25 protein-coding genes and 1 riboswitch are annotated in these 24,565 nt (G+C 48.3%); of the genes, 3 read left to right on the plus strand and 22 right to left on the minus strand.

From position 1 onward, the window contains the following. Positions 1-4 precede the first annotated feature (4 nt). The 7 genes from ACR1R9_RS19965 to cobD form a co-directional block, all read right to left on the minus strand. Positions 5-826, minus strand: coding sequence for an ABC transporter ATP-binding protein (locus ACR1R9_RS19965; protein WP_409347686.1), 822 nt, complete (start codon positions 824-826; stop codon positions 5-7). Continuing rightward, positions 823-1,869, minus strand: coding sequence for a FecCD family ABC transporter permease (locus tag ACR1R9_RS19970; protein ID WP_179265481.1), 1,047 nt, complete (start codon positions 1,867-1,869; stop codon positions 823-825). Before ACR1R9_RS19970 ends, ACR1R9_RS19965 begins: the two co-directional genes overlap by 4 nt. After that, positions 1,866-2,870 carry an ABC transporter substrate-binding protein gene (locus ACR1R9_RS19975; protein ID WP_076291751.1) on the minus strand — a complete coding sequence of 335 codons (1,005 nt, stop codon included), beginning with the start codon at positions 2,868-2,870 and terminating at the stop codon, positions 1,866-1,868. Before ACR1R9_RS19975 ends, ACR1R9_RS19970 begins: the two co-directional genes overlap by 4 nt. 200 nt (positions 2,871-3,070) lie before the next feature. After that, a riboswitch (cobalamin riboswitch) is annotated at positions 3,071-3,218 on the minus strand. 154 nt (positions 3,219-3,372) lie between these two features. Next, positions 3,373-4,020, minus strand: coding sequence for a histidine phosphatase family protein (locus ACR1R9_RS19980; protein ID WP_433922892.1), 648 nt, complete (start codon positions 4,018-4,020; stop codon positions 3,373-3,375). Further along, positions 4,011-4,991 (minus strand): adenosylcobinamide-phosphate synthase CbiB, encoded by a 981-nt coding sequence (cbiB, locus tag ACR1R9_RS19985; RefSeq protein ID WP_433923679.1) that lies wholly within the window; start codon positions 4,989-4,991, stop codon positions 4,011-4,013. Before cbiB ends, ACR1R9_RS19980 begins: the two co-directional genes overlap by 10 nt. Positions 4,992-5,035: 44 nt before the next feature. Continuing rightward, positions 5,036-5,854 (minus strand): adenosylcobinamide amidohydrolase, encoded by an 819-nt coding sequence (locus ACR1R9_RS19990; RefSeq protein ID WP_433922891.1) that lies wholly within the window; start codon positions 5,852-5,854, stop codon positions 5,036-5,038. Continuing rightward, on the minus strand, positions 5,835-6,983 hold the full coding sequence (gene cobD, locus ACR1R9_RS19995) for a threonine-phosphate decarboxylase CobD (RefSeq protein ID WP_433922890.1): 1,149 nt from the start codon (positions 6,981-6,983) through the stop codon (positions 5,835-5,837). Before cobD ends, ACR1R9_RS19990 begins: the two co-directional genes overlap by 20 nt. Before the next feature lie 211 nt (positions 6,984-7,194). Here cobD and ACR1R9_RS20000 point away from each other — a divergent pair, with 211 nt between their 5' ends. Together ACR1R9_RS20000 and ACR1R9_RS20005 are read left to right on the plus strand one after the other, a co-directional pair. After that, complete coding sequence (locus ACR1R9_RS20000) at positions 7,195-8,196, plus strand: lipoate--protein ligase (RefSeq protein ID WP_063564381.1); 1,002 nt, start codon at positions 7,195-7,197, stop codon at positions 8,194-8,196. Between the two features lie 242 nt (positions 8,197-8,438). Further along, complete coding sequence (locus tag ACR1R9_RS20005) at positions 8,439-9,242, plus strand: Cof-type HAD-IIB family hydrolase (RefSeq protein WP_076291747.1); 804 nt, start codon at positions 8,439-8,441, stop codon at positions 9,240-9,242. Between the two features lie 108 nt (positions 9,243-9,350). Here the strand turns inward: ACR1R9_RS20005 and ACR1R9_RS20010 are convergent, their stop codons facing one another. Further along, complete coding sequence (locus tag ACR1R9_RS20010) at positions 9,351-9,659, minus strand: hypothetical protein (RefSeq protein WP_433922889.1); 309 nt, start codon at positions 9,657-9,659, stop codon at positions 9,351-9,353. Between the two features lie 40 nt (positions 9,660-9,699). Next, positions 9,700-10,638: a DMT family transporter gene (locus ACR1R9_RS20015; protein WP_076291745.1), complete on the minus strand. Its 939-nt coding sequence runs from the start codon at positions 10,636-10,638 to the stop codon at positions 9,700-9,702. A gap of 120 nt (positions 10,639-10,758) precedes the next feature. On the opposite strand from ACR1R9_RS20015, the gene ACR1R9_RS20020 reads away from it, so the two are divergent. Beyond that, complete coding sequence (locus ACR1R9_RS20020; protein ID WP_326065081.1) at positions 10,759-12,180, plus strand: PLP-dependent aminotransferase family protein; 1,422 nt, start codon at positions 10,759-10,761, stop codon at positions 12,178-12,180. 178 nt (positions 12,181-12,358) lie between these two features. Here the strand turns inward: ACR1R9_RS20020 and ACR1R9_RS20025 are convergent, their stop codons facing one another. The 13 genes from ACR1R9_RS20025 to ACR1R9_RS20085 all read right to left on the minus strand — a co-directional run bounded on the left by ACR1R9_RS20025 (position 12,359) and on the right by ACR1R9_RS20085 (position 24,516). After that, entirely contained in the window at positions 12,359-12,985 is a 627-nt protein-coding gene (locus ACR1R9_RS20025) for an ABC-2 transporter permease (protein ID WP_310852264.1), read from the minus strand. Continuing rightward, positions 12,978-13,844, minus strand: a complete 867-nt coding sequence (locus tag ACR1R9_RS20030; RefSeq protein WP_433923678.1) for an ABC transporter ATP-binding protein — start codon at positions 13,842-13,844, stop codon at positions 12,978-12,980. Before ACR1R9_RS20030 ends, ACR1R9_RS20025 begins: the two co-directional genes overlap by 8 nt. Beyond that, positions 13,844-14,224: a GntR family transcriptional regulator gene (locus ACR1R9_RS20035; protein ID WP_063564387.1), complete on the minus strand. Its 381-nt coding sequence runs from the start codon at positions 14,222-14,224 to the stop codon at positions 13,844-13,846. Before ACR1R9_RS20035 ends, ACR1R9_RS20030 begins: the two co-directional genes overlap by 1 nt. Positions 14,225-14,444: 220 nt before the next feature. Next, positions 14,445-15,026, minus strand: a complete 582-nt coding sequence (gene clpP / locus ACR1R9_RS20040) for an ATP-dependent Clp endopeptidase proteolytic subunit ClpP (RefSeq protein ID WP_062326868.1) — start codon at positions 15,024-15,026, stop codon at positions 14,445-14,447. Between the two features lie 18 nt (positions 15,027-15,044). Next, positions 15,045-15,911 carry an RNA polymerase sigma factor gene (locus ACR1R9_RS20045; protein ID WP_326065080.1) on the minus strand — a complete coding sequence of 289 codons (867 nt, stop codon included), beginning with the start codon at positions 15,909-15,911 and terminating at the stop codon, positions 15,045-15,047. A 133-nt stretch (positions 15,912-16,044) separates the two neighbouring features. Beyond that, positions 16,045-16,824 (minus strand): MBL fold metallo-hydrolase, encoded by a 780-nt coding sequence (locus ACR1R9_RS20050; protein WP_099855254.1) that lies wholly within the window; start codon positions 16,822-16,824, stop codon positions 16,045-16,047. Between the two features lie 156 nt (positions 16,825-16,980). Then, the gene (locus ACR1R9_RS20055; RefSeq protein WP_076291740.1) at positions 16,981-17,427 is read right to left on the minus strand and encodes a hypothetical protein; all 447 of its coding nucleotides are present in this window, start codon (positions 17,425-17,427) and stop codon (positions 16,981-16,983) included. A 55-nt stretch (positions 17,428-17,482) separates the two neighbouring features. Beyond that, on the minus strand, positions 17,483-18,418 hold the full coding sequence (locus ACR1R9_RS20060) for an ABC transporter ATP-binding protein (protein ID WP_063564391.1): 936 nt from the start codon (positions 18,416-18,418) through the stop codon (positions 17,483-17,485). Further along, positions 18,415-19,440 (minus strand): ABC transporter ATP-binding protein, encoded by a 1,026-nt coding sequence (locus ACR1R9_RS20065; RefSeq protein ID WP_099855258.1) that lies wholly within the window; start codon positions 19,438-19,440, stop codon positions 18,415-18,417. Before ACR1R9_RS20065 ends, ACR1R9_RS20060 begins: the two co-directional genes overlap by 4 nt. Before the next feature lie 105 nt (positions 19,441-19,545). Continuing rightward, positions 19,546-20,391: an ABC transporter permease gene (locus ACR1R9_RS20070; RefSeq protein ID WP_053781729.1), complete on the minus strand. Its 846-nt coding sequence runs from the start codon at positions 20,389-20,391 to the stop codon at positions 19,546-19,548. Positions 20,392-20,398: 7 nt separating this feature from the next. Further along, a complete protein-coding gene (locus ACR1R9_RS20075) occupies positions 20,399-21,349 on the minus strand; it encodes an ABC transporter permease (RefSeq protein WP_062326882.1) in 951 nt (316 codons plus the stop codon). A 271-nt stretch (positions 21,350-21,620) separates the two neighbouring features. After that, the gene (locus ACR1R9_RS20080; RefSeq protein WP_433922888.1) at positions 21,621-23,228 is read right to left on the minus strand and encodes an ABC transporter substrate-binding protein; all 1,608 of its coding nucleotides are present in this window, start codon (positions 23,226-23,228) and stop codon (positions 21,621-21,623) included. 223 nt (positions 23,229-23,451) lie between these two features. After that, positions 23,452-24,516, minus strand: a complete 1,065-nt coding sequence (locus ACR1R9_RS20085) for a sulfate ABC transporter substrate-binding protein (RefSeq protein ID WP_433922887.1) — start codon at positions 24,514-24,516, stop codon at positions 23,452-23,454. Positions 24,517-24,565 lie beyond the last annotated feature (49 nt).

Raw genomic sequence — 24,565 nt, forward strand, 5'->3', positions numbered from 1 at the left:
TCATTCATTTCTTCTCTCGTCTTAGCAAAAGCTGTGGCAATCCATTGTCGGGATGATTCACCATGGCCGGGCTCACCCGGAAGATCTCCCGAATGTTCTCTTCCGTCATCAACGAATGGGGTGTGCCACTGCCTACACAAGTCCCGTCACGCAGCGCCAGAATATGATCGCAAAATTGCGCGGCCAGATTCAGATCATGCAGCACCGCCACAATCGTAATATGATTTTTTTGACGCCACGCTGATAACAACTCCATGAATTGCAATTGATATTTGATATCGAGAAAGGTGGTTGGCTCGTCCAGCAATAATAGCCTGGGTTCCTGAGCCATGACTTTGGCAAGCGCAACCCGCTGCCGTTGCCCGCCACTCAGTGCATCCAAAGGTCGTTCGGCCATGTCACTCAGACCCAACTCCTCTAACACCTTATCAACTACCGCTGCTCCATCCGACGATTCTTTGCCAAGCCAGTTCTGGTAAGGGTAACGTCCCATCTCGACAACATCCCTTACGGGATAAGAGATGGCCGGCAGTCCATCCTGCTGCAAGACAGCAATCATGCGCGACAGATCTTTACGGGTGTATGAGGAAATGTCGCGTCCATCAATCTGTATGCTGCCTACGTTCGGCTGTTCGGTTCCGGCAAGTAGCTGAAGCAGGGTCGATTTTCCACTGCCGTTTGGACCAACAACGCCCCACCATTCACCCTCTGTGACTTGCCAGTCCACCGCATGCAGAGCCCGATGGTTACCATACATTTTACCAGCTTCTTTGACTTCTATCATCGGCCGACTCTTGGTAAGGTCTGTTTTCATGAATGTACTCATGGCATCATCCCCTTCCGCAGCTTTTTGTTCCGGTGCAGCAGATACGCAAAGAATGGCGCTCCAACAAAAGCCGTAACCACACCCAGCGGAATTTCGGTTGGAGCCAGCAATGAGCGTGCAATCGTATCTGCCCAGACCATGAAGATGGCTCCCCCAATCGCTGACAAAGGCACCAGCAAGCGATAATCAGGTCCGACAATGAGCCGAAGAATATGCGGAATGACCAAGCCGACGAAGCCAATCACGCCGGATACGGAGACAGCGCCTGCGGTAAGCAGCGTACCCACAGCTAACACCGACAGTTTCAATCCATCCACCTTAACCCCGATATGAGCAGCCTGTCGTTCCCCCAAGGCAAGCACATTCAACGAACGCGCACGGCTCCAGAGGAAAATCAGCCCCAGCACAAAATACGGGAAAAGGATGGCCGTATACGACCACCCACGCAGTGCCAGACTTCCCATCGTCCAGTATATAATTTCATTGATTGTCTGCTTCGACATGGTCGACAGGAAGGAGACTACGGCTCCCAGGAAACTTTGCATGACCACGCCAGCCAGAATGAGGCTGTGTGTCGGTATTTTGCGTCCCTCACGAGCGAGGGCCAGCACAAACCACAGTGTGACTACTCCCGTCAGAAACGCGACCAGTGGCAGAGTCCAGATCCCAATCAGTGCATACTGCAATCCGAAAAAAATCAGAAAAGCCGCACCTACCGATGCACCGGACGATACGCCCAGGGTAAACGGATCAGCCAGAGGGTTACGAAGAACCCCCTGGAATCCAGTTCCGGCAATCGCCAGCGATGCACCTACAAGCACGGCAAGCAGTACACGTGGGAATCTGACCTTCCATATAATCTGTTCTGCTGCTGTATTCCAGTCAGGAACAATCCAGTCGCCCAGCCAGGGAATGCGATGAAGCAAGATGCCTGCAATGTCCAAGGCAGGCAGGGCAACCGAACCGATGCCCGTGCAGATGAGCACGGTTAACACAAGCAGCACAATTCCGGCCGTTCCGTACACTGCCAGCTTTTTACTCATTTGAACAGATCAGGGTAGATCGCTTTGGCTACTTCTTTCAGACCTTGGGTTACCCGTGGTCCCGGACGGCTTAACAGGTTGGCATCTAGACCGATGACTGCATCGTTCTTCACAGCCGTGATTTGATCCCATCCGCTGCGTGCTTTGATGATTTGATCCAATGTTTTGGAATTTTCATCAATAACATCGTTCGCATACAGAATGACGTCCGGGTTAGAAGCAATAATGTTCTCTTCATTAATCTGATTCCAGCCAGTCAAGTCGGAAGCTACGTTGTTTCCTCCGGCCAGTGTGATCAATTCATCCATGAATTCGCCTTTACCCACAGTCCAGCCTGGGGAGAACTCAACATATACTTTTTTCTTTTCTTCTGGTTTAACTGCCTTCACAGCTTCAGTTACATCAGCCACATCTTGTTTCATCTGAGTGGTGATCTCCTGTGCTTTTTCCTGATGATCCGTGATTTTACCAAATGTTTCAATGTTATTCATCACATCATCCACTGATTTAGGATCTGTTTTGAAAATGGTAATGCCCAGATCGCGCAGTTTCTTAACAGACTCTTCGCTCATCGAGATACCTGTAAATACGATATCTGCTTCAGCCGCAATGATAGACTCTTCATTAGGCTTTGTTATGCCGCCCATTTTTGGTTTCTTTGTTGCTGCTTCCGGATAATCGTCATAGTCGGATACCCCTACGATCTGCTCGTCCAATCCGAGTGCGAACAGGGATTCCGTTTCAGCTGGAGATACAGATACGATTTTGGCTGGTGCTTTGTCAAAGGTAAATGATTCACCCGTAGCATCTGTAACCGTGAGTGGATATTGTGTTTTGAGATCTGTCTGCGCCTGTTCCTGGGATTGCTCCTGTGCAGGTTGCGAGGTTCCTGTGCCCTCGTTCGTTGTTGTTGTACCACATCCGGCCAACGTCAGTGCCAGCATCGCTGCGCTCAGCAGTGACGCTACGCCTTTCCATGTCTTGAAATTCATTGTGTTCATTCTCCCCTTCTCTATCCATTCTAGTGAGTAGTGCTCCTGTCCCAATTCCGCTTGAATTTGTGTTCCGAAAAAATAAAATCCCCAATCCTTGGGTCAGGATCAGGGATGACGTCTCGCATGTGGCGATCTATGCATGGTCAGCTTGGCGCTGTATATGCACAGAGAACTGCCCGAAACGCTGTCCTTTCCTCGAAGGAACACCGGTTTATACGTCCAGGGCAGGTAACCTGACTTACAGGAATTCATCCTGATTTACAGTGGCGGGACCGTGCCGGATTTACACCGGCTTCCCTATTTCACCCGTTTGCCGTTCATGGCCTCATATGAACCCATGAAACATTGCTGCATGCACGCGGGACCCTTGGTCGCTAATATTGTTCAACCATTCAAGTGAGCATCTTGCATCCTTGCTAGAGCTTGTTGAGCCTCCATCAATAACGCACTTGCTAAGTCACACTTCTGTTGTGATTATAGGTTATATTGTACATCCTTACAACCCGATTTACGGAAAAGTCAATCTGGTTCCAACCCAGTTGTCCCCATCACCATCCAGCCGGATCTTGATCGCTTGTCCTGGTATCACCTGCGTATCCCAAAATCCTTGATCTGGAATGAGACGTGATACCATATAACGAATAACACCGCCATGTGTAATTACGGCTATCTTTGGCACGTTTAAGCTGCGAGAGTGCAGTATTGGTGAAAAGGACATCAGACTCTCTTTCAGAAATGAATCAATCCGCGCAGTAAATGCTGTCCAAGGCTCGCCACTCTGTGGCGTTACCTCCTGGGGCGCATCGATCCAGTCTCGGTACTGCGGATTGTCCTTGAGCTGATCGTAGGTCAACCCCTCCCACTGACCAAAGTCAATCTCCCTTAGTCGGGGATCAAGCTTGGCCTGTCCCGCTTGGGACGGCGCAATGTGTGTAAGTGTCTGCTGACAACGCAGCAGATCACTGCAATACAGGGCTTCGCATGTGATATTGCTGAATTGCTCACGCAGCGAAGATAGCTCCTGCTCTGCTCCGGGCAACAGTCCGATGTCGGAATGCCCTAGATATCTTTTTTCCAAATTCCACGCCGTTGTCCCGTGACGTATCAAAATAAGCTCACGACTTTGCATGCCACTAGGTCCAGCTTCTATCTCCATAACAGTGCACCTCCAGCAGACCATATCCCTAAGGTGACCAACCAACATACTAAAACAAAAGAACCTGCCGACCAGAACATAAGCCGTGTTGTTCGTACAATATCTTCTGCTTCCATCCGCCTTGTAGGCTCGCCCATATATGCGCGAAATGAAGCCACGCCGTGATATACGTTATGCCCGCCAAGTCTTATGCCCAGCGCTCCAGCCACCGCCGACTCGGGGAAACCGCTATTTGGGCTTGGGTGCAGTCGTGCATCCCGGGACACCATACGTGCAGCCCCTCTGGCATCCATCTTCATGAACCAGGCTCCTATAATCAACAGCAAGGCGGTAAGCCGCGCGGGAATCCAATTGGCCCAATCATCCAGACGGGCAGACGCCCAGCCGAGATGCAGATATTTTTTATTTTTATAACCTACCATGGAATCCAGTGTATTCACCGCCCGATAGGCCATGGCAAGGGGTGCACCACCAATCAGGGCATAGAACAGTGGAGAGACGATAGCATCCACGATATTCTCCGCCACAGTCTCCACCGTTCCCCGTACAATCTCCGGTTCATCCAGATGAGCCGTATCACGTCCTACAATCATACCCAGTGAACGTCTCGCCGCAGGCCAGTCCTGTTGACTCAGATGGCGGTAAACTTCCATGCCTGCATCCTTCAAACCTTTCGAGGCAATGGTGGTTGCTATTAGCGCCACTTCTGCCACAACCGAAACAGCGGGATGAATAAGACCCAGCACATAGATTAATCCCCAAGTCAGTGCAAAAGAACCGCCTGCAATCAAAAGGGGAAATACAACGCCAGCTCTTTTGAGAGCCTGGTTCGAGTCCACCCGCGACCTTATCGCCCGCTCCAGTGCAGAGATGGCCTTTCCCATGCCAATCACCGGGTGGGGAATCCAGCGTGGATCACCGATGCAGCGATCCAATATGTATGCTCCTATAATAATCCAGGCTCCAGCCATTCCCGTCCAGATCGGCCAGGAAGCCCATTGATGCAGCAGAGATGTCATTGCTTGTTATTCCTCTCTTTCCACTCCTGCGCGGCTTGCAGGCTTTCCGTTATTGTGTCATACACCAGCCTGCCAATCGCTGCACCCATGACTGTAGCCGTCCCGGCGTAACTGATGAGCGGTTTATTTACATCAGCCTGACTTACCGCGAGTACGATGGCATCCGTTGTTGTTCCGGTTGCAGTCAGACCATTCTCTGAATCCGCCACACCGAAATCAGCTAACGCAGCGGCCTTCGCCTCCACCGCAGTCTGAATGGCATTCACCATCGCTCCAGCAGTCATACGCCCATTCATCCACAACATGATATTGATCGTACCGGGAGTATAGGTTGAAGCCGAAACCTTCCCAATTTTCTGGGACACCGTCCCATTGCTCATCTTATTCCCCGCAGCATCAAATACGGTTCTTGCAGAACCTGCCCGTGCAGCATTGGATACCCCTGCTGTAGTGCAGCAAAGTAATCCGAAATCATCACTTTCGTATTCCTGGATCGCTGTGTGCTCCAATCGAACCGCAGTCAGAAGACCGGCACATTGATCCTGTGGCTCCTGCCATTCACTCAACAGATCAGCAATATCACGTGGTGGATCGTCACAGCGATAATGTCTGTCCACATAGATGTTGAATATACGATCCAGTTCAATCATGCCCCCTCCATACACGGCACTGGAAAGGGCTGTTACAGCAGAAGGACTGGACGCTTTAATATGCCGCTCATGTGCGGAGACATGTAATCCAGGCCACACAGAAGATCTGTATTCGTTCTGGTCCTTTAGTACATGGGAGTAATAATTATAGAATGGCAGTGCCATCGCTTTGTCCCCCTGCCTCTAACCCGGTTGTCGGATTAGGCGTAATTACGCTTCCCATGGTTTCCAGCATACGTCCGTTAGCCTCTGCGTCCTTAACCGCAAAACGTACATGTCGTTCCCCAAGTCCGGGATACATCGCGCAGCTTCGGATCAGTATTCCCCGTTCACCGAGAGCAGCCTGCATGGATGTCGCTGTCCATGGTTCTGGAAGAGCTGCCAGTATAAAGTTCGCTTCCCCTCGCGTTACCTTACATCCCAAAGCTTCCAGACCTTCCGTTAATCTCTTTCGCTCGTGTGACACCAGTGCCAATGTCTCCTGTTCAAAATTTTCCCCACTGCGTAGACAGGCTTCTCCTGCGATCAGTGCAAGTCCATTCACACTCCAGGTGACCTGTTTCTCTGTCATGGCACGAATCAGTTCGGGACGCCCCATCGCATAACCCAGACGCAGGCCTGGAATCGCATAAAACTTGGTCATGGAACGAATGATGATCACTTGCGGATACTCTTTCAAGTTGGATGCAAGCGATTGCCGCTGTGATTCAGGAATAAAATCGATAAATGCCTCATCGACAACCAATATTGTGCCTGTTGTCTCTGCATTACGAGCAAGCCTTTGTAGAACGTCCACCGGATACTGAACCCCATTGGGGTTGTTGGGCTGTCCAAGGAACAGCAGGTCCACCCGCTCCATCAGCTTCTCAATATCTTCCGGTTCTGCTCGCCAGTCCAGTTCTTCCCGTCCTTGAACACGGTGGACTTCTGCTCTAAATTGTCTGGATAATGTGCTGTACTCCGAAAAGCCGGGCTCTACAGTACCTACTCTACGAGGCGCGAGTCCCAGTAAGATTAGAGCCATGCTTTCCGCCGCCCCGTTACCCACAGATATGTGATCCGGGGTTAAACCCAGTCGGTCACTAAGCAACATTTTGAACGCCCGATGACCCGGATCGGGGTAACGAAGTACCGTATGCATTCCTTGCTCCAGAGCCTTTAGCACTTCCCGTGGTGGACCCAGAGGATTAATGTTTGCGCTAAAATCGAGGAAATCCACAGGATTCCCTCCAAAACGTGCCGCGGCCGTCTCCACATCACCGCCATGTCCGAAAACTTCAATTAAACCGGTCATCCTGTCCGTCATCCTTTCTGCATGTCCTTTTTATTATGGATGTCGTGGCAGCCAGGGGTCAATCCTGATTTGACTATTCAAGCCCTTTGCGGCTTCAATTTCTTTGTGTCCTTTCGACAATTCGTTTACAATAGAGAAGGAATTTCGATTCCGTAAAGCATCACTACATAAGGGATATACATCCCTCACATACATTAATGGAGGAATGACCATGCTGTTTGTTGATAACCAGGGCATTACAGATCCTTCTGTAAACCTCGCCATCGAGGAATACATTCTGAAGCATCTGCCGATGGATGACAGTTATTTGCTGTTTTACATCAACCGCCCGTCCATTATTATCGGAAAACACCAGAATACCATTGAAGAGATCAACATTGAGTATGTTCAGGATAACGGTGTTCAAGTCGTACGTCGTCTTTCGGGAGGCGGAGCCGTTTATCACGATCTGGGCAACCTCAATTTCAGCTTTATTACCAAAGATGACGGACAATCCTTCCATAACTTCCGCAAATTCACGCAGCCTGTGGTGGAAGCCCTGCAAGAGCTCGGAGTTAATGCCGAACTGACGGGACGTAACGATCTGCAAGTCGGAGAGAAGAAAATTTCGGGCAACGCCCAATTCTCTACGCGTGGCCGTATGTTCAGTCACGGCACATTGATGTTCAACCTGAACCTCGACCACGTACAGGCTTCACTCAACGTTAATCCGGAGAAGTTCAAGTCCAAGAGCACCAAATCCGTACGCAGTCGTGTTGCGAATATTCGTGATCTTATCGACAGCAATCTGACCATAGAACAATTCCGGGACGAGCTGTTGCGCCACATTTTCCGTATGGAGCCACAAGATGTTCCTCAATATGAACTCACAGAGAAAGACTGGGACAAGATCAACGAAATCTCTGCTGAGCGTTATAACAATTGGGACTGGAACTACGGGCTTTCTCCAGAAAGCAATGTGAAGCATACCCGTAAATTCCCTGTCGGCATCATCGATTTGCGCATGAATATCAAAGATGGACGGATTGAAGATATCAAAATCTTTGGTGATTTCTTCGGCGTAGGCGATGTAGCAGATATCGAAGATATGCTGCGTGGCAAGCGTTACGAGGAATCTGAGGTGCGTACTGCACTTGAGGGTCTGGATGTAAAACATTACTTCGGTAACCTGGAGCTGGAGGACTTTATTGGCCTCATTTTCCTTGAAGAATAAAATTAAGATGTGAATATAATTTTAGAACGAATTCCAGAATTACACGTTAACGGAGAAGGCAGAATCAATCTGAAGAAGCGAAGCGTTCGCCTTTATCCCCGGATTTCCCCTCTGGGGAATGGATTCAATAAAATCCGGGGATAACAGCGATCGAAAGATGAATCTGCAGTCGGAGTGGCCTCGTGTAATGCTATCTATTCGTTCGTTGTTATAGATACAGATAAAAAAGGAGAGAAACACAGATGACCTACAAATTAATCGCAATTGACATTGATGATACCCTGATCAACGATAACAAGGAAGTAACGCCTGCAACACAGACTGCCCTGGAACAAGCGGTAGCTCATGGTGTCGTTGTAACACTGGCAACTGGACGTGCTTATGCTTCTGCCCAAGCACTCGCTCGTCAAACGAAGCTGAACGTGCCAATCATTACGTATCAAGGCGCTTTGGTGAAAAACTTGCTGGACGAAAAAGTACTCTACGAGCGCTACGTTCCACAGGACGCTTCCCGCAAATTATACGACTACTGCCTGGAGCATAATCTGCACCTGCAAACGTACATTGACGACAAGCTGTATGCCCGTGAAGAAAACGACAAGCTGCGTGACTACGCCAAACTGAATGGTACTCAGTACCACATTGAACCAGATTTCATCAAAGTGATCGAGCAAAAAACACCGAAACTGCTCATCATCGATGAGCCGGATTACCTCGATGAGGTTGCGGTTGCCCTGCGCGAACTGCTCGGATCAGAAGTACACATCACCAAGTCCAAGCCATACTTCCTTGAAATCATGCACCGCGAAGGAACGAAAGGCCATGCACTCACCTTCCTGGCAGATCACTTCGGTCACCAATTGAGCGAGTGCATTGCCATCGGGGATTCCTGGAATGACCATGAGATGCTGGAAGTTGCTGGTCTTGGAGTAGCGATGGGGAATGCCATCCCTGCTCTGAAAGAGCTGGCAGATTACATTACCGCGAGCAATAACGAAGACGGCGTGAAGCAAGTGATTGAGAAGTTTGTGCTGAACGCAGAGTAAGCTTTTTAAGAAGTCAAATCTATATAAAACATGTTATTTCAAGATACAATGAAACAGCCCTGCACGGTGATGAATCGCTTGTGCAGGGCTGTTTCTGTGATAAAACTGTTAATTATTCTGATTACCATACTTCTCGTCAAATTCACGATTCCGCTCACTGATCTCCTTCATTAATCTCCCTTGGGATAAATCGGCTAATGGCCAAGGGAGCAGGAGCGTAACTCCTATAATGAATAAAAGAATGGCCAAAATAAGTCCAATGATGCCACCCGTTTCAAAAGCAGATTGCAAATAACGCCCCCACTGATTGGACCAGATCGTTACGTCAGGTAAATGCATTATGGTCCCAATATGTATCATGCCATAGAGCACGATTCCCGCAAACAATAAAACAGCACCGAGCCCCTGTCTATTCAAATGGATGACTCGCCTCATTCCTGCGTAAAATATATATTCCCTATTTTACCATGGATTTGGAAGTCTGACCCAATGAAGTTGTACGTTTTCCCTTTTTAAGCCACCCCATCACTTTCTCATTCATCGCCAGCAAACCTGAAACGATCAGCGCAACGCCTAACCATGTAATCCAGCTTACATGTTCATTGTAGAGAACCGCCCCAAGCCCGACCGCAATCGGAGGAGAAATGTATAACCAGGTCGCTGGGAATAACGGGTTGGTACGAGACATGATCCAGTAGAACAAGCTGTGCCCGACCATCGAACCGATTACCGTCAGATAGATCAGAGATGATACCGCTGGCATCCAATCCAGTCCAGTTGTGTTCCACGATTCGGTCACCGCCGAAAGCGCAGATAACAGCAAACCTCCGTACATCATTTGAACCGCATTGATTGCTACAGGACTAGCCTCCTTAAACTGGTTAATGACCTTTTTGGAGTACAACGCACCTGCCGAATAACAGACTTCACCCACCAATACGGCAATACAGCCCCATAACCACAGGGAATTACCACCAATGGATACACCAGGCAATACAACGAGGATAACTCCGGCAAAACCAATCAGGCAGCCCGCAATCATGCGTGCAGACGTTTTTTGACGCAACAGCGCTGTCTGCATCACCATAATCATCAGTGGACCTGTTGCTGACAGAATCGCACCAACACCGGAGCTCACATATTGTTCAGCCCAATACAAGGTCGCAAACGTACCAAATGTCAGTCCCGCCCCCGTCAAGAGCATCTCTTTCCGCCATAATAAAGACAGGTTCACTTTCCCTTTCATCCACATCCATGCAAACATTAGAGCACCTGCAATGATAAAGCGCAGTCCGGCCGACAGAAAAGGTGGCATGCCTGCCTCCACGCCAATTTTAATCGCTAGAAACGTTGTTCCAAAAATAAGACACATTACGGTAAATGCTACTGCAACCATGCTAGCCCCTCCTTCATCTGTTCTCCATCATATAGCACTGTCTACAGAACAGAATGAATAAAACAGAACAGTTAGTTCCCGTTTGCTGTTACAATGGAGTTCAAAAGGAGCGTGAGCCGGGTGGGCAAAGCCATGTTGATGACAGATAACAGCCTGAAACTATATGAGCAAGTGGTACATTATCTGGTTGTACGGATCGAGGCCGGAGAGTGGAAAGAGCATGAGAAACTGCCGTCCGTGCGCAGCCTGTCCGAGCTGCTCGGTGTACATCGTCTCACCGTTTTTAAGGCCTATCAGGAATTAAAGGAACGCGGGAACGTTTACGTCAAGGATAAGTCCGGTTATTATGTCAGTCCTGCTGACCCTTCTCCCGTGACCGATCAGGCCGATGACCCGGCCGTGTCTGCCTGGCTGCATTGGGATTCACTTGCCCGCGTGCAATCCCTTGAGGCGGAGTACCAATTTTCCAAGTCATTGATCGACCCCGCCCTGCTACCCAACCGATATTGGGGAGAATTGATGCGGGATTTACTGGATCTTTACCCTCGTTTGCTTGGCACATACTCCACTATTCAGGGAGATCTGGAGCTACGTAGTGCCCTGGCAAGCCATCTGACGACAAAGGAACGTTTCTACATCTCGGCAGATGAAGTGCTGATTACTTCAGGTGCACAGCAGGCCATTGATGTAATCTCCCGAAGTCTCGTCAGACCCGGTGACCGTGTGCTCATGGAGAGGCCAACGTACGGCCCTGCGATGGAAATTTTTCGCAAACAGGGTGCCAAGTTAATTTTTACGGATATTCATCCTGATGGCTACGATTTAGAACAGATTGAACGCCTGATGAAGCAGGAAAAGCCAAGAGTATTTTATATGACGCCGACCTTCCAAAACCCTACGGGCATCAATATTCCGACTGAGCAGCGCAAACAACTGCCTGAATTGGCGGAACAGTACGGATGTTTTCTGGTGGAAGACGACAGCACCTATGATATCTATTTCAAGGAAAAACCTCCTGCGCCAATCTTCACATACGATACTACAGGGCATACACTCTATATTCGCAGCTATAGCAAATATGTCGTGCCGGGTCTGCGGATTGCCGCCATAATGTGCCGCCCCCGATTCATGCCAGGATTACAGGCCGTAAAAGCACTGACAGATAACGGATCACCTCTGCTGAATCAGAAGCTGTTCCTTCGTTATTTCCAGTCGCCACGCATGCACCAGCACTTGTCCAAGCTGCGTACCGCCATTCAACTGCGGATGGAAGTAATGGAACAGTGCCTTCAACAAACCAATTGGACGTGGACTCGTCCTGAGGGTGGACTCAACATCTGGGCGGAGCTTCCGGAAGGTATAGATACGGGGCACTTGCTTCACCGATGCATGGAACATTCCGTCGCTTTTGTACCGGGAACGGTATTCGATCCATCGGATGCGAACGCCAGTCGCAAACTGCGTCTCTCCTTCTCCTATGCTCACGAGCAGCAAATCAGGGAAGGCATGAGCAGACTCATTGCATTAGCTGAAAATACGTGATGACACTTTTGCAAAATCTGCATTTGCAGATTAACGATAGCTTGTCTAGCAGGTCGCAAATTATAAATCTTCTGTAACATAAAAAGTCGCCGTATGGCGACTTTTTGGGCTGCTTCTGTTCTCGACTGATAAAGTTAGTTAGATCATTGTTTTTTATTGAAATCCCTCTCCATTCTTCCTATAGATCCTTCCTTGCAAACAGACGGACCGTTACAAAATAGGAGGCAATGAACAACAGAAGAATGCAAATTGAAACAAAAACATAAACCGAAGCACGAGCCATTCCGTTCTCGCCTGCCATATTCATGAGCGAGGCAACAGGTTGCGCTAAAATAATAAGAACGATCATGAAAACCGTATTAATTATTCCCGCTCCCTTTTTACTAAGGGCGTAAAAAAGAGGCATATAGATTGAAATTAAAACCAGCACCATTCCAACCGAAATCAGGATGTCCAGCACCGATAAGTCGGGCTTGTTCAGTTCAGGAAAAAGAAAGTTAACAAGCCAGTGAGCTCCTGACGAAGCGAAAACTCCAAAAAGCGTATAGAGAATGGCAGACAGATACTTCGCTTGCACAATGTTTCTGCGGCTAAGCGGGAGCGTGACAAGAAATTTATGATTATGGTTTTTGATATCAATCATGGTTGCAAGCATAATCGAACCGAAAGCGGTATAGATCCCTACAAAATACATCGACATTTCCACTGTCGGGATAAATGCGACACTGAATACAACAAAATAAAAAAGGATGGACCATAGCGAGCTTTTCAAAGCGATATAATCTTTGCGAAGCAAGTTAAGCATGATGCTTTTCCCCCTTGGCCGTAAAATAGATAAGGTCTTCGAGGGAGGGTCTATGTAAAAGAGCATAATTTCCAAATAATCGTTCTGCCTCCGCCTTGTTTTCTGCCAAGCCTTCAAAACCAACCGCTGTCTCACGGATTCCCACAAATTTCCTTCGGGTGTCTGCATCAAGCAGCTTCATGTCCCCCTTTACTATCGTATATCTCTCAAGCACATCATCCTTTGCTTCATTAAAGACAAGCTTTCCTTTATGGATAAATGCAATATAGTCTGCTATACGCTCCAAATCAGTCGTAATATGAGTGGAAAAAATAATGGATCTGGTTTCGTCCTGTATTACATCTGCAAGCAGGTCAAGCAGTTCTCTACGAAACACAGGATCAAGCCCGGATGTCGGCTCATCCATGATGAGTAGCTCAGCCTCGTGAGATAAAGCGATAGCAAGTGAAAATTTTATTTTCATGCCTTTGGATAGTTCTTCAATCTTCTTTTTGGGAGATAATTCGAATTGCTCCAGGTAGTTGTTAAATTGCTTCTCATCCCATTTCTTATAAAAAGGAGCTATCATGCTTTTCATTTCACGGATCGTAAGATGCTCGTAATAGAAACATTCATCTGAAACAATGCCAATGCGTTCTTTGACGTTAACTTCCTGAGCAGGCATCTCTTTTCCCAATGTTTTGATACTCCCGGAGTCCGGACGAATCAAGCCGGTGATCAGGTTGATCAGTGTGCTTTTCCCCGCCCCATTCGGGCCGATAAGTCCGGTAATATAACCTTGTTTTACATCCAAAGTGATCTGATCCAGCTTGAATAAGGGGTACGTTTTGGATAGGTTGCGCAACTCAATTGCGTTCATCATGCTTCTTCCTCCTCAACTAGCAACGTAAAATGCTTAACTACATCTTGAACACTCATGCCCAGTTCCTTGCTCTCACGAAGGATATCGAGCATTTTATCTTCGATCCGTTTCAGCCGCTGTTCCCGAATAAACTCCTGATTGGCCCCGGAAACAAAGGAGCCTTTGCCTACGACAGAATCAATCAGTTTCTCTTTCTCCAGTTCTTCATAGACACGTTTGGTAGTAATTACACTGACCTGCAGATCCTTCGCAAGTTGACGGATGGAGGGGAGACTCTCCCCTGCAACCAGTTCCCCGCTTAAAATGCTCTGTCTAATCTGGGTCAGAATCTGCATGTAGATGGGATCGCTTGATGCGTTTGATATTAGTATGTTCATGTTCTCTCACCTCACTGGTTTCAATCCAGCCCATGTATAGTGTATATATATAATATATACACTATACATGGGCTGAGTCAATAATCATTCAATTTTTTCCCAATACTGACAAGACAGCAAAGTAGCCCGAAAAGTCGAATGACCTCCCGGGCTACTTTGTTGTTCATTTTTCTTGCTTTTTTTAGTCGCTGTTTATTGGGACGAATGGCACCTTTTTTTCTTACGTACTGGATATCACCTTATCCACAAGACCATACTCGACGGCTTCCGCAGCGGTCAGGAAATAATCTCTGTCGGTATCCTTTTCAATCCGCTCCATCGGCTGTCCCGTATGATCGGCAAGCAGCTTATTGAGGCGCTGACGGTGCTGGATAATCCGGTTGGCATGAATCAACATATCCGAGGCCTGCCCCCGTGTTCCGCCAAGCGGCTGGTGAATCATAATTTCGCTATTCGGCAACGCCAGCCGTTTCCCTTTTGTCCCACCAACCAGCAGGATCGTACCAAAGCTAGCCGCCATGCCTGTGCAAATCGTAGAAATGTCAGGTTTCACGAATTGCATCGTGTCATAGATGGAGAATCCGGCAGTCACGGAACCACCAGGACTGTTGATATACATCTGAATATCCTTCTCCGGGTCCTCTGCGGTCAGAAACAACAATTGGGCTACGATGGCATTCGCCATCTGATCCTCAATTTCCCCGGATACCATAATGATCCGATCTTTCAGCAAACGGGAATAAATATCATAGCTCCGCTCTCCGCGGGCTGTCTGTTCAACAACATAAGGTACCACGTTCATGCATTTTGCCTCCCCGGTTTATGCAACCATGCTGACCGTATATCCTCCCCCATACAACATTGAATTCGTACCGGAGCTTGAATAACTGTACATCACTGGCTGCATCGAGTGAGACGGCAGAGTCTGCTGCAAAATCGTTCCCGCCACAGCCATCGGATCATCGGTCTGATTCAGGCATAAATCAATTAAACGGGCTGTATCACCGCTGCGGAACGCCAGTAAATAGCTGCGCAGTTCCTCCCGATTTTGCTGATACTCTTCCAATTGATTGGTCTGATCAGCATCCGTTTCGTTCAGGCTGTGCCTCACTTTCGCCAGAGCAGAGCGGGCACGACTCAGGGCAGCTTTGACCGCCCCTTCCGTCGTATCCAACAGTTCAGCAGTCTCTACCGTCGTGTATCCCATCAGATCACGTAACATATATATCGCTCGCTGCCACGGTGGCAGTTCATCCACAAGGATTTGAACAGCGGACTCGACTTCCTCGAATCGCTCTTCTTCCTCAAATTCTTGCATAAATGGCTTCATGCTTTCCAATTTGCTTGCCAAGTTCTCACGCTTCCGTATGGCGTCAATCCAGGTGTTGCGTGCAACACGGATGAGATAGGCTTCCCAGTTCATGTCCTCTGTCATTCCCGTTCTTCGGGTAGCTGAAGAGGATAATGCTTTAACACATGTATCCTGAACCAGATCCTCCGTCTCCCAGACTGAACCAGTTAATGACATACAGTAGGCGTACAACGAACCCAGCAGGCTCGGAAGCGCAGCTTCAATGGTTTGCTCTAACGTATATCCGGTTTGGACACCGGAATGCCTAAATGGTTCAACCTGTTTATCATCATGTGGTCTGTTGATTCTGCAATCCACGGACTTCACAAAGGCCATGTTTGGGGCCCCCCTTTGTTGGTTCCTGATTGATCTTGCTTCAATTCACTTGCTGTAATTGCCTTACACTATGTAAACGAAGAACCTCCGGCAAAGGATACGCTCTTCTGAATTTATTTTTAACATTGTTGTCCTATTCTCCCAGCTCCACCTTCAGACCAGTAAGTGCCAGCGTAATTCCCTGATCCAGATCATAATTCTGGCGTATATCCACGTCGTGAGACATATGTGTAAAATAGGTCTGACCCGGCTTCAAATCCTGCAACAGCTCCTGCGCCTCAACCATATCGTACACCGAGCGAGAGGAGAATTCTGCAAGTTCATGAACAAAGCTCGTTCCAAGTACCAGCAGATCGAGCCCATACAACGGCTGCTTCTCCAAATCCTTCAGATCAATGGCATCCGAGCAATACGCCCAGGTATATCCTTCACGTTCCAATCGATACGCATACGAATAGCCATTATGACCGTGGCAAACTTTCCAGGAGTGCACCTTCCATCCACCGAGCTCGATATCCGCATCCGTTTCCAGGAAATTCATATGACGACCGAGCCATGGAAATTGACTTTGGATGGTCGCGATCACCTCCCGCGGTGCATACAACTGCCCTTTTACTCCCAACCAGCGACACGCATCTGCCCATTCAGGCAAGCCTCCAATATGATCAAAATGCGCATGTGTGATCAGCAATGTCTGCACCATCCGCATCCCCTGGTCTTCCATCTGTGATCTCCAGTCCGGTCCACAGTCAATCATGAAAGGTTCGTGCTCGCCATCACTATGGACCAATACAGCAGCACGTTTGCGGCGGTTGACCCCCGTAAGCCGGGCTTCTGTGCAGACGTCACAATCACAATACACCCGCGGAACACCCATCGCATCCCCGGTTCCCAGAAATGTTAGCTGATTCATTATGAAAGTCCCCTCTCTATCCCTGAAGCAATACATCCCAAATTTATGTTCCATCCGATTAATGATATGTAAATTGTAATCTTCCACCTCTATTTTTGCAAAAAAAGACCATCCCGCCGCAGTTATTCACTGCAAACGGGACAGTCTGTTGTTTCATTAAACCAAAGCCCGCAGCTTCAACGTCAGCTCTTGGCCCTCAGGTACATCTTTGGATTCGGTAATTACCCAGTTTGATGCAAGGCGTTTTGATAGCACATCTGCCTGCTCCTGCTTTAATTTCAACCCGGTTACGATGCCTTCACCCACAGTAAAGTCTTTCTCCGGCTGTAATCCGAAGGACTTTTGCAAGTAGATGCCCAGACCACCACGAGTGTTAAAGGTAATCCGGTAGCCGTCTTTAACCGCACCTTCCAGATTCTCGCCATGCTCGTCCGCATAGGAGAAAAGATCATCATATCTGTAGTGCTCCTCAGACACGGCATCAAAAGCAGCCACATCTTTGGCTTGTATCGCTTCCAACAAAGCTGCATCCGACATGCCTTTGCTACGAGCCTGTTCCAGCCGAATGGCTGTATTTTGGGACAACTTAAACTCAACACTCATCCAACTCACACCTTCCTGTCACTATATATCGTTATTCCATGATATTCCTAATCCATTATATCCTGTCTCGATAGCCGGATACAAAGTGTCCTGGTGAAACTTCCATCCACTCCGGTTCTTCATCCCGTCCTCGAGCGGATGGGTCGGTATCCCCACTGTAGATCGGCGGCATCACGTTCCGCACCGTTGGATCAGGTACAGGAATTGCCGCCAGCAATGCCTGGGTATACGGATGAACCGGATTACGGTACAGTTCTTCTGTTGGTGCTACTTCCACCAGCTTACCGCGATACATCACACCGATTCGGTTCGAGATGTGACGTACCATGGACAGATCATGGGCAATGAACAAATAGGTCAGTCCCAGCTCTGCCTGCAAATCTTCAAGCATATTGACCACCTGTGCCTGTACGGACACATCCAGAGCAGACAACGGCTCATCACACAAAATGAACTCCGGGTTCACCGACAATGCACGGGCAATGCTAATCCGCTGACGCTGGCCTCCACTGAATTCATGTGGATAACGCTCCGCGTGCTCTGGCTTCAGTCCTACACGGTTCATCAGGTCAAGCGCCCGCCCCTTCATCTCTGCCTTGGAAGCATAATTATGAATTTCCATGGGTTCACTAATAATCTGCAGGACATTCATACCCGGATTTAGTGAAGAATAGGGGTCCTGAAAAATCGTCTGCATCCGTTTGCGAAAAGGCTTCAACTGGCGTTCATTCATCTTCGCAACGTCCTGTCCGCCAAACATAATGCTTCCGTCCGTCACATCGTAGAGTCTTACGATGCTGCGTCCAGTCGTTGATTTGCCACAGCCGGATTCACCGACCAGTCCGAACGTTTCTCCCTTGTGAATATGAAAACTGACGTTATCCACGGCTTTCACGACGTCTTTGCCTTTGCCAGCACCACGTACCGGAAAATGTTTTTTCAGGCCACGCACGTCCAGCAGCACTTCACGCTGATCGATTCCTGTACTCATTTCTCCACCTCCTCTGACGATGCTCCTGTTTGTACTTGTTGTTGTTCCCGACCCTCATCGTCCAGCAACCAGCATAGCGCTCGATGACCAGGTGCAGTCTCGGTATACGCAGGCATCTGTTTGCATACTTCCATGGCGTGTGGGCAACGTTCCATAAACGGACATCCAGTTGGTGGATGAAGCAGATTGGGCGGTGTACCTTCAATGGTTGCCAGCCGCTGGCGTCCACCCTCCTCGCCGTGCTTCGGAATGGAGCGCAGCAATCCTTGAGTATACGGATGCTGCGGATGAGCGAAAATACGCTCCACTGGACCCTCTTCCATAATGAGTCCACCGTACATCACAATCACTCGGGTACAGACCTGAGCAACGACACCAAGGTCATGCGTAATCATTAGAATGGAAGTCTGCGTGGACTCTTTCAGCTCCTGCATCAGCTGCAAAATCTGTGCCTGAATGGTCACATCCAGCGCTGTCGTCGGTTCATCCGCGATCAATAACTCCGGCTTGCAGGACAGGGCCATGGCGATCATTACCCGCTGTCTCATGCCTCCGCTGAACTCATGTGGGTATTGGTCAATCCGTTCTTCCGGGGAAGGAATGCCCACTTGTCGCAGCAACTCAATCGCTTCCTTGCGTGCAGCCGACTTGTCCATTTTCCGGTGACGACGAATGACCTCTGTCATCTGTTTACCTACACGAACGACTGGATTAAGTGATGTCATCGGGTCCTGGAAAATCATCGAGATGCGGTTGCCCCGGATTTTGCGCAGTTCATTGTCCGACTTGGTCAGCAGATCCTCTCCACGGAACAGAATCTGACCATCCGTAATCCGGCCCGGCGACTGGATCAGCCGAATCAGCGAACGGGCAGTTACACTTTTGCCACTGCCGGACTCGCCGACCAGCCCAACCACTTCGCCTTCTTTTAACGTAAAACTCACACCCCGGACGGACTGTACCTCACCTTCACGGGTTGCAAAGGACGTTTTCAGTTGTTTGACCGATAATAAATCTGTCATTGTTGTATTCACCCCGTTGTTTACATGATATGGGTTGTCGACTATATAAGTTAAAAGGATTAATTTCACACTGGAACACTACGTGATCAACTCAACTTCAATTATTTATCGCTTGTTCGCTTTGGGCTCGAAGGCTACGCGGAACACATCCCCCAGGAAGTTAAACGACAGCACCGTCAGCAAAATAAACAATCCCGGGAAGATCGCCATATACGGCGCTTCACTAATAAATCCCTGTGCATCATTCAACATGCTGCCCCAAGAAGAGTTCGGTTGTTTAACACCCAGTCCGAGGAAGCTTAGTGACGATTCCATCAGAATCGCACTCGCGATGTTAATGGTTGCTGCGACAATAATGGTTGGAATAATGTTGGGAATAATGTGCTTCATGATGATCCGGCCAGGCTTTTGACCCGATACACGCGCATACAGTACGTATTCCCGCTGCTTGACCGACATCGCCTCAGCCCTGACAATCCGGGCAATATTCATCCAGCTCAGCACCCCGATAATGACAATAATCGTACCGATCCCCGGCTTCAGATAAGCGTTCAGGATCAGCATCAGGAAAAAGGATGGAATCGACATGAGCACGTCAACAATACGCATCAACGTATTATCCACCCATCCGCCAAAATAACCACTAACCGTACCTACCAGTGTTCCCATAATAACGGCGATTGCCATCGACAGGAAACCTACGGCGAGAGACACTCGTCCTCCGTATAACGCCCGAGCCAAATAATCCCGTCCGTAATCGTCCGTACCAAACCAGTGATCTGCACTTGGCTGTTGAAGCCGCTCCATCACTACAATTTCATTAGGATCATGTGGAGACAGAAACGCAAACAGGGATGCGAGCACAAAGATGCCCAATATGATGACAGCCGCAAGGCCCAGTTTCTGCTGTCGGAACTGCGTCCGTAAATTACGCCAGCGCATTGAATTCATTTTTGTCTCACCCCGTTGTCTTGATTCGTGGATCTACCACGCCATATAAGATATCAGCTACAAGGTTTCCGACGACCAGCAGCACAGAGGACATCATCGTAATGCCCATAATAATCGGATAATCCAAACCGTGAACGGCCGAAATCCCGAGAGATCCCATTCCCGGCCACGAGAAAACGGACTCCGTAATAAACGCTCCCGCAATCAGCTCCGGCAAAGACATGCCGAGAATGGTGATTACAGGCAGCAGTACATTTTTGAGCACATGACGAAGCAGTACCGTTCCTTTGGTTGCGCCGTAGGCATACTGGATTTGAACATAGTCCTCTTCCAGTTGACTGATTGTATTCGAGCGAATATACCGCATGTACACGGACACGTTCATGAAGGTCAATACGGTACATGGCAAAATGCCGTGTTTGATTATATCCCAAGCGGAGTCCATACCTACCGTTCGCATACCCATGCTTGGTAACCAGTGCAGCTCTACTGCAAAGAAATAGATCAGCATCATACCGAACCAGAAGCTAGGAATCGATATCCCGATATACGAGATTAAGCTGAGTCCACGGTCAAACAGACTGTTCTGGCGCGAACCTGCAATCATGCTCAGCGGAATGGAGATCAACAAAGACAATAATAGCGATGCCCCCATCAATCCAAACGTAGCGGGCAAACGTTCAATAATCATTTCGGCAACCGGGCGATGGTTAACCAATGAATAACCAAGGTCACCAGACAGTACATTTTTGAGCCATACGACATATTGCACGTACATCGGTTGATCAAGACCGAGGTTTTGCCGAATACGCTCCACATCTTCTGCCCCCATATTTGGGGTAACAAAGGAAAGCACCGGATCGCCCGGCGCCAGCTTGATCAAGGTGAACGATACGATGGAGATTACAAAAAGAAGAGGGATCGCTTGTGCGATCCTTCGGACAATATAGTTGTTCACATGGGCACCTCCGAATCAACGCCGGCCTCGCGGCCGGCGTTATTGGCTTGTTATATAGAATTAACGCATGTGGATTGAACCAAGGATTCACATCGGCCACTCCGATGACAGAACAACCTTCCGATCGCTGTTACCCCCAGATTTCTTTGATTCCTTTATAAAAAGGGGAAATCTGGGGATAAAGGCGAACGCTTTGCTTCTTCAGGTTATTTCTGTTCTCTACGTTCTTTGTGAATCTCGAAGGTTCAAACAATACGTTCATTCTATATGATTATTTTTTATAAATTTTGGACAGATCTTCAAGCATAACGACTGGTTTTGGATTTGCATCTTCAACGCCGCCGTATGTGTTATCCACAGCCACTACAGCTTTCGTGTAGGCGATTGGATATACCGTCATTTCGTTTGCTACAGTTTGTTGGATTTGTTTGTACAAATCGCCACGTTTCGTTTCGTCAATTTGAACGGCTGCTTCATTCCACAGCTTGTCGAAATCGGCATTTTTGTAATGGGAGTAGTTATATGCCGCATCGCTCAGGAAGAGAGATTTATAAGCATCTGGTTCATAACCCATGATGTATCCACCAAAGGACAATTCAAAGTCTGTATTGTTCATGTCCAATGTACGGTTACCATAAGCCGTTCCATCCATCGGCAGCAATTCCACTTCAATGCCCACGTCTTTCAGCTTTTGCTGAATGTACAGCGCTTGGCTTGTTTGTGGTTTGTTCGTATTTGTGTAAGCAAGACGCAATTTCAGGTTGCTAACGCCTGCATCAGCCAGCAATTGTTTTGCTTTTTCCACGTTGTAGTCGTATTTCTCAACATCATCCGTTTGGTACAGCGTGTCCGGTGTCAGAATCGACGGAGCCGGTTCAGCAAAATCAGCTGAGGAATACGAGGCGGTGATCAGTTCATTTTTATCCAAAGCATAAGCGATGGCTTGACGAACTTCTTTCTTTTGCATCGAAGGCACGTTCAGGTTGAACACCATGTATTGCAAGCGGCCTTCCGGGTAAGTCAGCATGTTGAATTTGCCTGTGTCGTTCAATTTGTTGTAATCCTGTGTGTCGACCATACGCATTTGAATCTCGCCGTTTTGCAAAGCCAAGTTCGCTGCATTTGGATCTTTCGCTACACGATACGTCACGCTATCCAGATGAGCTTTGCCTGCAAAGTAGTCATCAAAACGTTCCAGTGTTACGTATTCGCCCGGACGGTATTCCTTGAACTTGAACGGACCGGAACCGATCGGGTTGTTGTTTTTGTCGCTTTTCTCTATATCGGCTTCGCCTTCGAAAATGTGTTTAGGGATTGGAGAGAAAGAAACCAATGCTCCTTCAAAAGCAGCAGATACTTCCGGCAATTTGAATTCCACCGTCAGGTCATCGACCTTAGTTACTTTAACCGGTTTGCCATCAAAAACATACTGACTACGGGAAGAACTGTGCTGTTTCTCATCAAGGATGCTATCCATTGTGAACACAATATCATCCGCTGTCAGAGGCTGTCCGTCATGCCATTTCAGACCGTCTTTCAGCTTCAATGTATACGTCAGGTGATCATCAGAGAAGCTGTCGCTATCTGCGAGCACATACGTTTTTTTGCCATCATTCACATTGAACAGTGGAGCATATAAAGATTGATCAATCGTCAACGTTACACGGTCACCCGCATAGATTGGATTCATCACTTTAGGATCATCCTGAACAGCAATAATGATGCTTCCGCCGTCTTTCGGTTGCCCATCATCCGTTGTCGCTGTATTTTCTGCGGTATTAGACGAAGAACTTGTTCCGTCACCGCTGCTTCCGCATGCACTCATGATTGCTACAATCAGAACCAGCATCAATGACAGCCACATTTTTTTCGATTTCATTATGATATTTCCCCTCGCTGTAATTTAACGTTCTGTTAGATAGTATAGGCAAGGATTCGACAAATTGCAACGATTTTTTCCAACTTAACCTATCGGGTTTAAATGAAATAACATTATTGTCTAGCAATGCAAAAAACCTCCAGCTCACGTTGTATCGTGAAATGAAGGTTTGAATAACAATTAATCTTCTGAAATTCAATAACAGGATGATGCTCGTACGGGCTTACAACCCGGCCAACACCTGGTACCATACGCCTCGTTTGGAATATAGTGTACTGCGTACTTTGTCCCATCCGCCGAGATAGTTAATATCGAACAGACCTTCAGGCGTTGGGAACGAGGACTTCGTCTCTGCAAACACATCCGGGTCTACCGAACGGAAACCGTGCTTGGCAAAAATACGCTGTGCTTCCGGCGTACTTAGATAGGCTACAAAAGCCTCCGCCAATTCACGATTGCCATGCTTATCCGCATATTTGTCTACGACAACTGCCGGATTCTCAATCAGGATTGTGTTTTTGGGAACCACGATGTCATAATTTACACCCTTGGCAATCCGGGCAAGCAATTCATTTTCATACGTGACGATAACGTCACCCACGCCATATTCGAAAGCCGCCATGGAGGACCGACCACTCTTATCCAATGACTCGACATTCTCATGCACTTTTTCCAAAAAGGCTTTGGCCACGGCAGGATCTTTCTTGCCTTGCTCCTCCTCAGATAACTTCAACCCTGCACCATAGATGGCATTAATGTCCCACTGTGCTCCGCCCGACGTCTTGGGATTAGGATACAGCACCTTAACCCCCGGCTTGGTCAAATCTTCAAAATCGCGAATTCCCAGCGGGTTGCCTGCTCTTGTACCCAGAACAACGATCGAGCGGGTGATCATGCCATCATTCGGTGCCTGTTTCCAGTTGGAGCTGACCAGATCAGCTTTGACCAGCTTATCGATATCACTTTCCATTGCCAGAAGCGCAACATCAGCTTCGAATCCACCAACAATGGCTCTGGCTTGTGTCCCTGAGGCTTCATAGGATTCTTGGAAGTGAACCGTCTGTCCAGTCTTGGCTTGCCATTCCGCCTGGAACTTGGGCAATAACTCTCCGACGGCGTCTTTGGCTACACTGTAAGCACCGATAACCAATGTATTGGATTGGTCGTCTGTCGAGGTTCCGCTCTGTCCGCTTGCATCCTCCTGCTTGCTACATCCAACGGTCATGCAGACGAGCAGAAGCATGAGGACAACGTATAAAGGGTTGATTTTCTTCTTCATCGTCTGCATGGGCAGCACCTCTCTCCAAAATTCTAAAAAAATTAATTTTGAACCAAGT

Source organism: Paenibacillus taichungensis (assembly GCF_050994985.1).
GTDB lineage: Bacteria > Bacillota > Bacilli > Paenibacillales > Paenibacillaceae > Paenibacillus > Paenibacillus taichungensis.